The sequence below is a fragment of the Rhodoplanes azumiensis genome (assembly GCF_042682915.1).
Taxonomy (GTDB): domain Bacteria; phylum Pseudomonadota; class Alphaproteobacteria; order Rhizobiales; family Xanthobacteraceae; genus Rhodoplanes; species Rhodoplanes azumiensis.
In genome coordinates this window covers 259187-272406 of the sequence record NZ_JBHUIW010000001.1, presented here as the reverse complement: position 1 = coordinate 272406, position 13220 = coordinate 259187, and the positions used below count along the sequence as shown (strand labels likewise).

At 69.6% G+C, this 13220-nt stretch carries 14 protein-coding genes, 1 pseudogene and 1 riboswitch; of the genes and pseudogenes, 14 read left to right on the top strand and 1 reads right to left on the bottom strand.

Features of this window, described 5'->3' with window-relative positions:
• Positions 1-16 precede the first annotated feature (16 nt).
• Positions 17-114: riboswitch (TPP riboswitch) on the top strand.
• From thiO to ACFSOX_RS01270, 4 genes are all read left to right on the top strand, one after another.
• A complete protein-coding gene (gene thiO / locus ACFSOX_RS01285) occupies positions 105-1304 on the top strand; it encodes a glycine oxidase ThiO (RefSeq protein ID WP_378475980.1) in 1200 nt (399 codons plus the stop codon). Its footprint overlaps the riboswitch before it by 10 nt.
• A gap of 20 nt (positions 1305-1324) precedes the next feature.
• Positions 1325-1579 (top strand): sulfur carrier protein ThiS, encoded by a 255-nt coding sequence (gene thiS, locus ACFSOX_RS01280; RefSeq protein ID WP_378475979.1) that lies wholly within the window; start codon positions 1325-1327, stop codon positions 1577-1579.
• A gap of 1 nt (position 1580) precedes the next feature.
• A complete protein-coding gene (gene thiG, locus ACFSOX_RS01275) occupies positions 1581-2399 on the top strand; it encodes a thiazole synthase (protein ID WP_378475978.1) in 819 nt (272 codons plus the stop codon).
• 91 nt (positions 2400-2490) lie between these two features.
• The gene (locus tag ACFSOX_RS01270) at positions 2491-3177 is read left to right on the top strand and encodes a thiamine phosphate synthase (protein ID WP_378475977.1); all 687 of its coding nucleotides are present in this window, start codon (positions 2491-2493) and stop codon (positions 3175-3177) included.
• Here the strand turns inward: ACFSOX_RS01270 and queF are convergent.
• Positions 3159-3647 (bottom strand): preQ(1) synthase, encoded by a 489-nt coding sequence (queF, locus tag ACFSOX_RS01265; protein ID WP_378475976.1) that lies wholly within the window; start codon positions 3645-3647, stop codon positions 3159-3161. The genes ACFSOX_RS01270 and queF overlap by 19 nt on opposite strands.
• 151 nt (positions 3648-3798) lie before the next feature.
• Here queF and eno point away from each other — a divergent pair, with 151 nt between their 5' ends.
• The 10 genes and pseudogenes from eno (at position 3799) to ACFSOX_RS01215 (ending at position 12892) form a co-directional block, all read left to right on the top strand.
• Positions 3799-5082 (top strand): phosphopyruvate hydratase, encoded by a 1284-nt coding sequence (eno, locus tag ACFSOX_RS01260; protein ID WP_378475975.1) that lies wholly within the window; start codon positions 3799-3801, stop codon positions 5080-5082.
• Positions 5083-5211: 129 nt separating this feature from the next.
• Positions 5212-5529 carry an FtsB family cell division protein gene (locus tag ACFSOX_RS01255; RefSeq protein ID WP_378475974.1) on the top strand — a complete coding sequence of 106 codons (318 nt, stop codon included), beginning with the start codon at positions 5212-5214 and terminating at the stop codon, positions 5527-5529.
• A 248-nt stretch (positions 5530-5777) separates the two neighbouring features.
• A pseudogene (pdhA, locus tag ACFSOX_RS01250) lies at positions 5778-6728 on the top strand (pyruvate dehydrogenase (acetyl-transferring) E1 component subunit alpha); the annotation flags it as partial.
• 36 nt (positions 6729-6764) lie between these two features.
• On the top strand, positions 6765-8144 hold the full coding sequence (locus ACFSOX_RS01245) for a pyruvate dehydrogenase complex E1 component subunit beta (RefSeq protein WP_378475973.1): 1380 nt from the start codon (positions 6765-6767) through the stop codon (positions 8142-8144).
• Between the two features lie 4 nt (positions 8145-8148).
• Complete coding sequence (locus tag ACFSOX_RS01240) at positions 8149-8652, top strand: DUF5076 domain-containing protein (RefSeq protein ID WP_378475972.1); 504 nt, start codon at positions 8149-8151, stop codon at positions 8650-8652.
• A 104-nt stretch (positions 8653-8756) separates the two neighbouring features.
• Positions 8757-10124: a pyruvate dehydrogenase complex dihydrolipoamide acetyltransferase gene (locus ACFSOX_RS01235; protein ID WP_378475971.1), complete on the top strand. Its 1368-nt coding sequence runs from the start codon at positions 8757-8759 to the stop codon at positions 10122-10124.
• A gap of 57 nt (positions 10125-10181) precedes the next feature.
• Positions 10182-10679, top strand: coding sequence for a hypothetical protein (locus ACFSOX_RS01230; RefSeq protein WP_378475970.1), 498 nt, complete (start codon positions 10182-10184; stop codon positions 10677-10679).
• Between the two features lie 82 nt (positions 10680-10761).
• On the top strand, positions 10762-11019 hold the full coding sequence (locus ACFSOX_RS01225; protein WP_378475969.1) for a hypothetical protein: 258 nt from the start codon (positions 10762-10764) through the stop codon (positions 11017-11019).
• An 80-nt stretch (positions 11020-11099) separates the two neighbouring features.
• Complete coding sequence (lpdA, locus tag ACFSOX_RS01220; protein ID WP_378475968.1) at positions 11100-12521, top strand: dihydrolipoyl dehydrogenase; 1422 nt, start codon at positions 11100-11102, stop codon at positions 12519-12521.
• 155 nt (positions 12522-12676) lie between these two features.
• Positions 12677-12892, top strand: coding sequence for a dodecin (locus tag ACFSOX_RS01215; protein ID WP_378475967.1), 216 nt, complete (start codon positions 12677-12679; stop codon positions 12890-12892).
• The last annotated feature ends 328 nt before the right edge of the window (positions 12893-13220 follow it).

The window sequence follows — 13220 nt, the reverse complement described above, 5'->3', positions numbered from 1 at the left end:
CGGATCGTCCATCATTCCCTCACGGCCTGGGGTGCCGCGCCGGTGCGCGGCTGAGATCACACCCACTGAACCTGTCTGGGTCATGCCAGCGAAGGGAGCCGCCGATGGCAGCAGAGTCACGTCCGTATTCCGAGTCCACCGCCGCGCCGGTGCATGACGGCGCGCAGGCGCGCGTGCCCGATGTCGTGATCATCGGGGCCGGGGTTTGCGGCCTGGGCATCGCCTGGCGACTGGCGCAGCGCGGCCTCGCCGTCACGGTGCTCGACAAGGGCGCCCTCGGCGCCGCGGCGAGCTGGGTCGCCGGCGGCATGTTGGCCGCCTGCGCCGAGGCGGAGCCCGGCGAGGAGGCGCTGGTCAGGCTCGGTCGGCACGCGCAAGCCCTGTGGCCCGGCTTCGCGGCCGAGCTTCTGGAGACGACCGGCATCGACGTCGAGCTGCGCACCGAAGGCACCTTGGTGGTGGCGCCGACCGCCGACGAGCGCGCCCGTCTCCTGCATCATCACGCATTCCAGACGAGCCTCGGCCTGACCCTCGACTGGCTGACGCCGGCGGAGGCGCGCCGGCGCGAGCCGCATCTCGCGGCCGGGATCAGCGGAGCCGTGTTCAGCCCCGAGGACCATCAGGTCGCGACCCGGTCGCTCACCACCGCGCTCGTTCGGGCCGCCGAGCGCGCGGGCGTGACGCTGCGGCCGCACACCGCGGTCGTGCGCATCGTCGTCGAGAACGGCCGTGCCACCGGGGTGGAGCTGACCGACGGCACCCGCGTTGCCGCCGGCACCGTGGTGCTGGCCGCCGGGGCCTGGTCGCGCGGCATCGAGGGCGTGCCTCCCGCCGCCCGCCCGCCGGTGCGGCCGATCAAGGGGCAGGTGATCGTCCTGACGATGGATGCGGCGGCGCCGCTGCTGACTCACGTTCTGTGGGCGCCGGGCTGCTATCTGGTGCCGCGGCGCGACGGCCATCTGATCCTCGGCGCGACCGTCGAGGAGAAGGGGTTCGACACGGCGATCACGGCCGGCGGCCTCTTCGCGTTGCTGGAGGCGGCGTGGCGGGTGCTGCCGGCGATCGAGGAGCTGCCGATCGTCGACACGGTCGTCGGCCATCGGCCGGGCAGCCGCGACGACGCGCCGATCCTCGGCGCCTCCGAGGTGCCGGGGCTCGTCTACGCCACCGGCCACCATCGCAACGGCATTCTGCTGGCCCCGGTGACGGCCGACGCCGTCGCGCGGCTGGTGGCGGGCGAGGGGACCGATCCGGCCATCGCCGCGTTCGGCATGGAGCGGTTTTCGACCAAGGCCGCGGCCTGACCCGCACGAGGAACAGAGACATGGCCGATACAGCAACAGCGTCCTACGGCGCCGAAGAGACCAATCCGAGGGACACCATCACAGTGAACGGCGCCGCCGAGCCGCGCACCGCGACGACGATCGCGGCACTGCTGGCCGAGAAGGACATCGCCACCGGCACCCGCGGCATCGCGGTCGCCGTCAACGGACGGGTGGTGCCGCGCGCCGCCTGGGCTACCGCGGCGCTCGCGAGCGGCGACGCCGTCGAGATCGTGCGGGCGAGGCCCGGAGGCTGACATGAGCATCGACACGAAGACCCGAGAGGCCGAGATCCCGGAGACCAAGGTTGCCGACCCGCTGGTGATCGCCGGGCGGACCTTCACGTCGCGCCTGTTCCTCGGCACGGCCGGCTATCCGAACCGCACCGTGATGCTCGACGCCGTCGCGGCGAGCGGCACCGAAATGGTGACGGCGGCGATCCGAAGGATCAGCCTCGCCGGCGAGGAGGAGAGCCTGGTCGACCTGATCGGCGACAAGGCGCATTTCCTGCCCAACACGGCCGGGTGCCAGACGGCCCGCGACGCCGTGCTGACCGCCGAGCTGGCCCGCGAGGCGCTCGGCACCGACTGGATCAAGCTCGAGGTCATCGGCGACCGTGAGCTCCTCTATCCCGACGTGGAGGAACTCCTGCGAGCGACCGAGACGCTGGTCGCCGCCGGCTTCACGGTTCTGCCGTACTGCAACGACGACCCGATCACCTGCCGCAAGCTCGCCGATGTGGGCGCCGCGGCCGTGATGCCGCTCGGGGCGCCGATCGGCTCCGGGCTCGGCATCTGCAACCCGGTGATGATCGAGACGATCTGCGCCCGCTCGCCCGTGCCGGTGGTGCTCGACGCCGGCATCGGCACGGCGTCGGAGGCGGCGCTCGCCATGGAGCTCGGCTGCGCGGCCGTGCTGCTCAACACGGCGGTGTCGAAGGCGAACGACCCGGTCCGGATGGCCGCCGCCATGCGGGCCGGCGTCGAGGCGGGGCGGCTGGCGTCGCGCGCCGGGCGCATCCCGCGGAAACGCTACGCCGAGCCGTCGAGCCCGCAGCTCGGCCTGGTCGGAACGTGAGGCGTTCGACACACGGCCGTCGCTCGTCATGGCCGGCCTATTGCCGGCCATCCGCGATCGTCGGCCGCGCGTCGGGGCAGGAAGGACGTGGATGGCCGGGACGAGCCCCGCCATGACGGCGCTGGAGTGTTTCGGCCGGCTGCCGGCGCCACTACTGCTGGTCACCGACCGGCGGCAGGCGGCGCGGCCGCTGGCCGAGATCCTGGAAGCGGCCTTCGCGGCCGGGTGCCGGTTCGCCAGCATCCGCGAGAACGATCTGAGCGAACCCGCGCAAGTTGCCTTGGCACAAGAGCTATCGCCGATCGCAGAACGGCACGGCGCGACCCTGGTGCTGCACGGCCGACCGGAGGTCGCGCGCGCCGCCGGCCTCGCCGGCGTGCATCTGCGCGGCGGGTCCGACGCTCGACCCGCCCGCGACCTGTTCGGGCCGACGGGGCTGATCGGCGTCTCGGTGCATGCGCCGGCCGAGGCGGCGCGGCTCGACCCCGACCTCGTCGCCTGGGCGGTCGCCGGCCCGGCCTTCGCCACGGCCAGCAAGCCCGGCTACGGCCCGCCGCTCGGCCCGGCCGGCGTCGGCGCCGTCGCGGCCGTTGCGGCGGTCCCGGTCCTGGCGATCGGCGGCGTCACGGCGGCGGCCGTCCCGGACCTGGTCGCGGCCGGAGCGGCCGGCGTCGCCGTGATGGGCGCCGTGATGCGGGCCGCGGACCCGGGCGGCGAGATCCGATCGCTGCTCGCCGCGCTGGCTGCCGCGGCGGCGCCTCAGCCGCGCCCCCGGTAGGTGGGAACCCCTTGGTCCGGCACCCAGACGCCGGCCGGCAGCTTCCCGGCCTGGAAGAACACGTCGATCGGCATGCCGCCGCGCGGATAGAAGTAACCGCCGATCCGCAGCCAGCGCGGCTTCAGGGCACCGACCAGCCGCTTGCCGATCGCCACGGTGCAATCCTCGTGAAATGAACCGTGGTTGCGGAAGCTGTTGAGATACAGCTTCAAGGATTTCGATTCGACCAGCCAGGCGGCCGGGACGTAGTCGATGACCAGGGTCGCGAAGTCCGGCTGGCCCGTCACCGGGCACAGCGAGGTGAACTCGGGGAACGTGAAGCGCGCCACATAGGGCGTGTCGGCATGCGGGTTCGGCACCCGATCGAGCGTCGCCGTCGCGGGCGAAACGGGGATCGGGGTCGGGGTTCCGAGCTGCAGCGGGGCCGCGGCGGCGCGGCGGCCGGACGGCGGGCGGGGGGAGCGAGGCATGTCGTTCTCCGGTCGCGCGGGGCGACCATGATGGCTCGGCGTGCGCGAGCATCGAGCATGATGCCGCGGCATGCGCCGAGGACGCTTGGCCGGTACGGTTCGGCCTGTTAAGACACCTGCACCCCCCAGACAAGCCATGCGGGAGCCATTGATGACCGCCATCGTGGACATAATCGGCCGCGAGATTCTCGATAGTCGCGGCAATCCGACCGTCGAGGTCGACGTGGTGCTCGACGACGGCTCCAAAGGCCGGGCCGCAGTGCCGTCCGGCGCCTCGACCGGCGCCCACGAGGCCGTCGAGCTGCGCGACGGCGACAAGTCGCGCTATTCCGGCAAGGGGGTGGCCAAGGCGGTCGAGGCCGTCAACGGCGAGATCTACGACGCCATCTCGGGCTTCGACGCCGAGGAGCAGGTGCTCATCGACGACACGATGATCAAGCTCGACGGCACGCCCAACAAGGCGCGCCTCGGCGCCAACGCGATCCTCGGCGTTTCGCTTGCCGTCGCCAAGGCGGCCGCCACGGCCAAGGGCCTGCCGCTCTACCGCTATGTCGGCGGCACCTCGGCCCGCGTCCTCCCCGTCCCGATGATGAACATCGTCAACGGCGGCGTACACGCGGACAACCCGATCGATTTCCAGGAATTCATGATCATGCCGGTCGGCGCGGCGAGCTTCGCCGAGGCGTTGCGCACCGGCGCCGAGATCTTCCACGTCCTCAAGGCGGGCCTCAAGGCGGCCGGCCACAACACCAACGTGGGCGACGAGGGCGGCTTCGCGCCGAACCTGCCGTCGGCCGACGCGGCGCTCGACTTCGTCGTCAAGGCGATCGAGAAGGCCGGCTACAAGGCCGGGCAGGACGTTTCTATCGGCCTCGACTGTGCCTCCACCGAGTTCTTCAAGGACGGCGCCTATCACTATGAGGGCGAAGGCAAGAAGCGCTCCCGCGACGAGCAGGTGAAGTACTTGGCCGACCTCGTGGCCCGCTACCCGATCATCACCATCGAGGATGGCATGGCGGAGGACGACTGGGAGGGCTGGAAGGCGCTCACCGACGCCATCGGCTCGAAGGTGCAGCTCGTCGGCGACGACCTCTTCGTCACCAACGTCACACGCCTCTCACAGGGCATCAAGAAGGGCATCGGCAACTCGATCCTGGTGAAGGTCAACCAGATCGGCTCGCTCACCGAGACGCTCGCCGCCGTCGAGATGGCCCACAAGGCCGGCTACACGGCCGTGATGTCGCACCGCTCGGGCGAGACCGAGGATTCGACCATCGCGGATCTGGCGGTCGCGACGAACTGCGGGCAGATCAAGACCGGCTCGCTCGCCCGCTCGGACCGGATCGCCAAGTACAACCAGCTCCTGCGCATCGAGGAGGAGCTCGGCAGCCAGGCGGTCTATGCCGGCCGTGGCGCCCTCAAGGCGCTGGCCTGATCCGATCCGCACGACGCGGCCGCTTCAGCGACCGAAAAGACACGAAAGCCGGCGCTTTGCGCCGGCTTTCTGCCGTTCCGGCACGGATTAAACCGCATTTTAACGGAAGCGGCGCCCTATGAGCCCATCATGGTGTCGCGTCCGCGTATAAGATCGATCGTCACGGCGCTCTGCCTTTACGTGCTGGCATCGCTGATGATCGGCTATTTCGGAATCAACGCCTACACGGGCAACCGCGGCATCAACGCGCGCAAGGATCTCGATGCCCAGATCGCCGAGCTGACCGCCGATCTCGCAGTTGCGAAGGCGGAGCGCGAGGTCTGGCAGCGGCGCGTCGCGCTGCTGAAATCCGAAAGCCTGGATCCCGACCTGCTGGACGAGCGGGCGCGGTCGCTGCTCAACTATGTCGATCGCCGCGACATCGTGATGATCGTCAAGCCGCGCTGATCCGCCACGGCGGTCGGTGGTGGCATGGCTTGCTCCCTGCAAGCCCAAGCCACATATGAAAAATCAGCACAGGTTTCGACGTCCGGACCGTCCTTTCGTAGCGTCCCGAATTCGGCTATGGGGTTGATCGTTCGTCGCCACACCCCGAGGTCACGATGGCTTCCCAAAAGAAAGTCGCCGACACGCCTGCGCCGACCAGCCGGCCGTCGATCCTGCCCATAGATGCTTCTCCCGTGCAGGAGCTCGGCCGCGACGCGGATCTGAAAGCGTATCGCGACATGCTGCTGATCCGCCGCTTCGAGGAGAAGTCCGGCCAGCTGTACGGGATGGGGCTCATCGGCGGCTTCTGCCATCTCTACATCGGCCAGGAGGCCGTCGTGGTGGGCATGCAGCTCGCCATGAAGGAGGGCGACCAAGTCATCACCGGCTATCGCGACCACGGCCACATGCTCGCCTGCGGCATGGATCCGCGCGGCGTGATGGCGGAGCTGACCGGACGGCGCGGCGGCTACTCCAAAGGCAAGGGCGGCTCGATGCACATGTTCAGCCGCGAGAAGCATTTCTACGGCGGCCACGGCATCGTCGGCGCCCAGGTGTCGCTCGGCACCGGGCTCGCCTTCGCCAACAAGTATCGTGAGAACGGGAACGTCTGCCTGACCTATTTCGGCGACGGCGCCGCCAACCAGGGCCAGGTCTACGAGAGCTTCAACATGGCGGCGCTGTGGAAGCTGCCCGTCGTCTACATCATCGAGAACAACCGCTACGCCATGGGCACGTCGGTGCAGCGCGCCTCGGCCCAGGTCGATCTCTCCAAGCGCGGCGCCTCGTTCAACATTCCGGGCGAGCTGGTCGACGGCATGGACGTGCGCGCCGTCAAGGCCGCCGGCGACCGCGTGCTCGAATACTGCCGCAGCGGGCAGGGGCCGTACATTCTGGAGATGAAGACCTACCGGTATCGCGGCCATTCGATGTCCGATCCGGCCAAGTACCGCACCCGCGAGGAGGTCGAGAAGGTCCGGATCGAGAGCGATCCGATCGAGCAGTCGCGCGCCCGCATCCTCGCCCATGGCTGGGCCGACGAGGACGCGCTCAAGGCGATGGACGCGGACGTGCGCAAGATCGTCAACGAGGCCGCCGAGTTCGCGACCTACGATCCGGAGCCGGACGCCTCCGAGCTCTACACCGACATCCTGCGCTGATCGCGGCGCCATCCGGACAACGAGGGTCGAACCCCCATGCCAACCCAGATCCTGATGCCGGCTCTCTCGCCCACGATGGAGAAGGGCAACCTCTCCAAATGGGTCAAGCAGGAGGGCGACAAGGTGAAGGCCGGCGACGTGATCGCCGAGATCGAGACCGACAAGGCGACCATGGAGGTCGAGGCGATCGACGAGGGCACGCTCGGCAAGATTCTGGTGCCGGCCGGCACCGCCGACGTCGCCGTCAACACGCCGATCGCCGTGATCGTCGCCGACGGCGAGGATGCGAGCGCCGCCGCCACGCCGGCCGCCCAGAACAAGGCCTCGCAGTCGGCGCCGCCGGCGGCCGCCCCCGCTTCGGCGCCGGCTCCCGCCGCGGTCCCGGCCGCGCCCGCCGTGCCCGAGCTTGCCGAGGAGACCCACGAGGGCGCCGAGCTCGTCACCATGACGGTGCGCGAGGCGCTGCGCGACGCGATGGCCGAGGAGATGCGGCGCGACGGCGACATCTTCGTCATGGGCGAGGAGGTCGCCGAGTATCAGGGCGCCTACAAGGTCACCCAGGGCCTCCTGCAGGAGTTCGGCGCGAGCCGTGTCGTCGACACCCCGATCACCGAGCACGGCTTCGCCGGCCTCGGAGTCGGCGCGGCGCTCGCCGGCCTGAAGCCGATCGTCGAGTTCATGACCTTCAACTTCGCCATGCAGGCGATCGATCAGATCATCAACTCGGCCGCCAAGACGCTCTACATGTCGGGTGGCCAGATGGGCTGCTCGATCGTCTTTCGCGGGCCCAATGGGCCCGCCGCGCGCGTCGGTGCCCAGCACAGCCAGGACTACGCGTCCTGGTACTCGCACATTCCCGGCCTCAAAGTGGTGGCGCCCTACACGGCGGCCGACGCCAAGGGCCTCCTCAAGGCGGCGATCCGCGATCCGAATCCGGTGATCTTCCTGGAGAACGAGATCCTCTACGGCCAGTCGTTCCCGGTGCCCAAGGTCGACGACTGGCTGGTGCCGATCGGCAAGGCCCGCGTCGCACGCCCCGGCAAGGACGTCACGCTGGTCGCCTGGTCGATCGGCATGACCTATGCGCTGAAGGCCGCCGAGAAGCTCGCGGAGCAGGGGATCGACGCCGAGGTGATCGACCTGCGCACCATCCGCCCGATGGACACCGAGACGATCGTCGCGTCGGTGAAGAAGACCGGCCGCTGCGTCGTCGTCGAGGAATGCTGGCCGCAGTCCGGCGTCGCCTCCGAGATCGCCACCCGCATCATGGAGCACGCCTTCGACTGGCTCGACGCGCCGGTGGCGCGCGTGTCCGGCAAGGACGTGCCGATGCCCTACGCCGCCAATCTCGAGAAGCTGGCGCTGCCGTCGGTCGACGAGGTCGTCGAAGCGGCCCGCGCCGTCACGTATCGGTGACGCCATGGCCCGCTCCAAGGACGACTCCCTCTACCACGCGCTGCCGATCGCCGAGGACGCGCTCGCCAACGGCGGCGTCGAGATCCTTCGGGCCGGGCTGATCGACGACGAATTGTTCGTCACGGCCCGTCACGCGTTCAACGATCCCGCGACCTGGGGCGAGGTGCTTGCCGAGATCACCCGCAAGCTCGCGCAGATCTACTCGCTGGAGACCGATCTCACCGAGGCCGAGGCGCTGGCCGAGATCGAGGAGGCCTACGCGGCCGACCTCGGTGCCCGCGAGATCGACGACACGCCGCCACCGCGCCCGGCCACGCCGCGAAAATCGCCGGCTCGCAAGGCCGCGGCCGCCCCGGCCGGAAATCGCGCTCCGGCGAAGGCCACGGCCGCCACGAAGACGCCGGCCAAGAAGCCGGCGGCGAAGCCCGTCGCCGCCAAGGCGAGCAAGACACCGGCGAAGGCCAAGCCCGTCGCGAAGAAGCCGGCGCCGCGCGCCCGGACGCGCTGACGCGCGCCGCGTTCCGCGGCCGGCTCGTCCCGGCCGCGCCCGATCCGAGACGGCGCCCCGCGACACCGGCGCCGACCGTCGCGCCCAACTGGAAGACACTCCCGATGCCCATCAACATCCTGATGCCCGCGCTCTCGCCCACGATGGAGAAGGGCAACCTCGCCAAGTGGCTCAAGAAGGAGGGCGACAAGGTGCGCTCCGGCGACGTCATCGCCGAGATCGAGACCGACAAGGCGACGATGGAGTACGAGGCGGTCGACGAGGGCACGATCGCCCGGATCCTGGTGCCGGCCGGCACGGCCGACGTCGCCGTCAATGCACCGATCGCCGTGCTCGCCGTCGAAGGTGAGGTGGTCACCCAAGTCGCAGCGGGGGCCAAGGCGGACGCGCCGAAGGCGGCGGCGCCGAAAGCCGATGCGAAGCCGGCCGAAAGCGTCGCGCAAGGGAGCGCCGCGCTGGGGCAGGGGGCTCCTGCCACTGCCGCTCCGTCAGTCGGTTCTGCTTCGGCGGCCGCGCCTCGGGCGAACGGTGGCGCTCGGCAGTTCGCCTCGCCGCTCGCCCGGCGGCTCGCCAAGGAGGCCGGCATCGATCTCGGCCGCGTCGAGGGCTCGGGCCCGCACGGGCGCGTCGTCGCCCGCGACATCGAGGCGGCACGCGGCGGCAAGGGCCTGAAGCCCGCCGCGGCGGCTCCGGCCGGCGCTCCGGCGGGGGCTCCGATGCCGGCGCTCGCCCCCTCCGACGAGGCCATCAAGGCGCTCTATCCGGAGGGCTCCTACGAGTTCGTCCCGCACGACCAGATGCGCCGCATCATCGCGCAGCGCCTGCAGGTGGCGAAGCAGACGATCCCCCATTTCTACCTGACCGTCACCTGCACGATCGACGGCCTCTTGGCCGCCCGCGAGGCCGTCAACGCCGCCGCCCCGAAGGACCAGGACGGCAAGCCCGCCTGGAAGCTGTCGGTCAACGACTTCGTCATCAAGGCGTTGGCGATGGGGCTCAAGACCGTGCCGGACGCCAACGTGACGTGGACGGAGGCGGGGCTCCTCAAGCACAAATCCGCCGACGTCGCCGTGGCGGTCGCGATCCCGGGCGGCCTTATCACGCCGGTGGTACGCAACGCCGACACCAAGTCGCTCTCGGTCATTTCGGCCGAGATGAAGGATTTTGCGACGCGGGCGCGGGCGCGCCGGCTGAAGCCGGAGGAGTATCAGGGCGGCGCCACCGCGGTGTCCAATCTCGGCATGTACGGCATCGAGGAGTTCGCCGCCGTGATCAACCCGCCACACGCGACGATCCTGGCGGTCGGCGCCGGCGCCCAGGTGCCGGTCGTGAAGGACGGCGCGATCGCGGTCGCCACCCAGATGAAGATCACGCTCTCCACCGACCATCGCGCCGTCGACGGCGCGCTCGGCGCCGAGTTCCTGGGCGCCGTCAAGCGCTTCGTCGAGAACCCGGTGATGATGGTGGTTTGATCGCGCGTCGCTTGCGACACAGCTCGAGGCACGAAGGAAGCTGAAAGGGCGGGGGCGATGAGCGACGGCGGCGGCACCGTGAAGAGCGTGGTGGTGACCTTCTTCCCGATGGCCATCGCCGTGCTGTCGCTCGTCACGTCGATCTACAACGGCTGGCTCAACAACAAGTTCGTCGGCATCATCCAGGGCAATGTCGGTCGCGTCGAGTACATGCGGACCTGCAAGGAGATCATCGACGCCTATTTCCTCGTGAAGGTGCGCGTGGGTCTTTTGGCCGACGCCGCGCGCGCCGCACCGGCCGGCGCCGATCTCGGGCGAGAGCGGGCCGAGGCGGAGGTTGCGGTGGCGAAGTTCGCAGCGCTGGGCACCTATCTCGCCAATCTGCGCGACGAGGCGATCCGGGCCCGCTACACGGAGCTGTCGCGGCGGCTCGAGGCGCTCGTCCGCGAGCGCGGCGGGTCGGGCGACGCCACGACCCGCTTCCAGGCCGCCGACACGATCTTCGCCGAGCTGAACGCCGACTGCGTCAGGAGCGCCAAGGACATGCCACTGTGAGCGAGGCGACGGGGCGGACGAAACGGTTGCACCCGCCCGCGGCGATGCCCATGTCGCACCATGTGCACCCCCGGAGACCGGCATGACCGAGCCGAGCGATGCCATCATCCCGATCCTGCAGCGAATCCAGGCGGACATCGCCGAGACCAAGCGGGATCTCGGCCGGCGCATCGAGACGATAGGCGAGACCCTGGCGCATCACGGCGAGAAGCTCGAGGCGATCGAGGGGTATCTGACCTACGGCCTCGGTCTCACGGCCCGAAACTCTTCCGACATCGAAACCCTCAAGGCCGACATCGAAGAGATCAAGCGCCGGGTCGCGGCCTTGGAACGGCGCTGAGAATTCGTCCCCCCGAAGCGCCCGCCGCTCCCGGCGGGCCGCCTCTCCGCCCGGAGAGGACCAGCCGACCAGAGAAGCGAATGTCCGACACCTCCTTCGACGTCATCATCATCGGCTCCGGCCCCGGCGGCTACGTCACGGCGATCCGCGCCGCGCAGCTCGGCTTCAAGACCGCGATCGTCGAGAAGTCGCATCTCGGCGGCATCTGCCTGAACTGGGGCTGCATCCCGACCAAGGCGCTGCTGCGCTCGGCCGAGATCTATCACTACATGCAGCATCCGGACGTCTACGGGCTGAAGGCCGAGAACGTGTCGTTCGATCCGGCCGCCGTGGTGAAGCGCTCACGCGGCGTGTCGAAGCGCCTCAACGACGGCGTCGGCTTCCTGATGAAGAAGAACAAGGTCTCGGTGATCTGGGGCGCCGCCACGATCGACGCGCCTGGCAAGGTCACGGTCGCGGCGTCGAAGACCGAGGCGCCGAAGGGCGCGCTCGGTCCGGGCAGCTATCAGGCCAAGCACATCATCGTGGCGACCGGCGCGCGACCGCGCGTGCTGCCGGGCCTCGAGCCGGACGGCAAGCTCGTGTGGACCTATTTCGAGGCGATGGTGCCGGAGACGATGCCGAAGTCGCTGCTCGTCGTCGGCTCCGGCGCGATCGGCATCGAGTTCGCCTCGTTCTACCGCACCATGGGCGCCGACGTGACGGTCGTCGAGGTGCTGCCGCAGATCCTCCCCGTCGAGGACGCCGAGATCGCGGCGTTCGCGCGAAAGCAGTTCGAGAAGCAGGGCTTCAAGATCCTGACCGGCGCGAAGGTGACCAAGCTCGACAAGAAGGCCGACAGCGTCACGGCGACCATCGACGACGGCAAGGGCGGCACTCAGACCCTGACGGTCGATCGCGTGATCTCCGCGGTCGGCGTCGTCGGCAACGTGGAAAATCTCGGGTTGGAGAAGCTCGGCGTGAAGACCGACCGCGGCACGATCGTCACCGACGGGCTCGGCAAGACCAACGTACCGGGCGTCTACGCGATCGGCGACGTCGCCGGCCCGCCGATGCTGGCCCACAAGGCCGAGCACGAGGGCGTCATCTGCATCGAGGCGATCAAGGGTCTGCACCCGCATCCGCTCGACAAGGCGAAGATTCCGGGCTGCACCTACTGCACGCCGCAGATCGCCTCGGTCGGGCTGACGGAGGCGAAGGCGAAAGAGCAGGGGCGCGACATCCGGGTCGGCCGCTTCCCGTTCGCCGGCAACGGCAAGGCGATCGCGCTCGGCGAGGACCAGGGCCTCGTCAAGGTGATCTTCGACAAGACGACCGGCCAGCTCCTCGGCGCCCACATGGTCGGCGCCGAGGTGACCGAGCTGATCCAGGGCTACGTCGTCGCGATGAACCTCGAGACGACCGAGGAAGAGCTGATGCACACGGTCTTCCCGCATCCGACCCTGTCCGAGATGATGAAGGAGGCCGTGCTCGACGCCTATGGGCGCGTCCTCAACGCCTGATCTCCGGACCCGGCGCCACGCGCGCCGGGCTCCCTTTGGGCGCGACGATGGCCGGCGTGCCGAACACCCGTGTGCCGAACACCCGTGTGCCGAACACCTGCGTGTGCCGAACAAGCTGCGTGCCGAGCACCCGCCGAAGCAAGGGAGCGAGACCGATGACGGATCACACCTACAAGCTCGTCGAGCTGGTCGGCTCGTCGCCGAACAGCATCGACGACGCCATCCGCAACGCCGTCGCGCGGGCCGGCAAGACGCTGCGCAACATGCGCTGGTTCGAGGTGGTCGGCACCCGCGGCCACATCGAGGACGGCAAAGTGGCGCATTTCCAGGTGACCCTGAAGGTCGGGTTCACGCTCGAGGACGCCGGCTGACGCCGGACAGATCCGCCGAAGCGCAGTGACCCGAGCCGCAGTCGCGGCGGCCGGCAAATCCATGGTCTGCGCGCCGATGTCCGTCGGCGCTGCGCGCCGTGACGCCGGCGAGCGCCATCACGCGCAGCGTCATCACGCGCGGCGGCATCGCGGACCGGAAGCAGGCCTTTGAACACGCCGGGCAAAACAAGCACCGCGCAGACGCCTCGGAGCGACGCCATTGGGCGGCCGGGAGCCGCCATCTCCCTGATTTATCGGGCCAAAATGAATTTCCATAATATGTCTTATGCGAATTATGGAGACGGGCCGGGACGGTTCCCTCGGCCGC

What these genes read in the sequence shown, in the direction of transcription:
- thiO (WP_378475980.1), top strand. Translation starts at nt 105, where the DNA reads ATGGCAGCAGAGTCACGTCCGTATTCCGAGTCCACCGCCGCGCCGGTG.
- thiS (WP_378475979.1), top strand. Translation starts at nt 1,325, where the DNA reads ATGGCCGATACAGCAACAGCGTCCTACGGCGCCGAAGAGACCAATCCG.
- thiG (WP_378475978.1), top strand. Translation starts at nt 1,581, where the DNA reads ATGAGCATCGACACGAAGACCCGAGAGGCCGAGATCCCGGAGACCAAG.
- ACFSOX_RS01270 (WP_378475977.1), top strand. Translation starts at nt 2,491, where the DNA reads ATGGCCGGGACGAGCCCCGCCATGACGGCGCTGGAGTGTTTCGGCCGG.
- queF (WP_378475976.1), bottom strand. Translation starts at nt 3,647, where the DNA reads ATGCCTCGCTCCCCCCGCCCGCCGTCCGGCCGCCGCGCCGCCGCGGCC.
- eno (WP_378475975.1), top strand. Translation starts at nt 3,799, where the DNA reads ATGACCGCCATCGTGGACATAATCGGCCGCGAGATTCTCGATAGTCGC.
- ACFSOX_RS01255 (WP_378475974.1), top strand. Translation starts at nt 5,212, where the DNA reads ATGGTGTCGCGTCCGCGTATAAGATCGATCGTCACGGCGCTCTGCCTT.
- ACFSOX_RS01245 (WP_378475973.1), top strand. Translation starts at nt 6,765, where the DNA reads ATGCCAACCCAGATCCTGATGCCGGCTCTCTCGCCCACGATGGAGAAG.
- ACFSOX_RS01240 (WP_378475972.1), top strand. Translation starts at nt 8,149, where the DNA reads ATGGCCCGCTCCAAGGACGACTCCCTCTACCACGCGCTGCCGATCGCC.
- ACFSOX_RS01235 (WP_378475971.1), top strand. Translation starts at nt 8,757, where the DNA reads ATGCCCATCAACATCCTGATGCCCGCGCTCTCGCCCACGATGGAGAAG.
- ACFSOX_RS01230 (WP_378475970.1), top strand. Translation starts at nt 10,182, where the DNA reads ATGAGCGACGGCGGCGGCACCGTGAAGAGCGTGGTGGTGACCTTCTTC.
- ACFSOX_RS01225 (WP_378475969.1), top strand. Translation starts at nt 10,762, where the DNA reads ATGACCGAGCCGAGCGATGCCATCATCCCGATCCTGCAGCGAATCCAG.
- lpdA (WP_378475968.1), top strand. Translation starts at nt 11,100, where the DNA reads ATGTCCGACACCTCCTTCGACGTCATCATCATCGGCTCCGGCCCCGGC.
- ACFSOX_RS01215 (WP_378475967.1), top strand. Translation starts at nt 12,677, where the DNA reads ATGACGGATCACACCTACAAGCTCGTCGAGCTGGTCGGCTCGTCGCCG.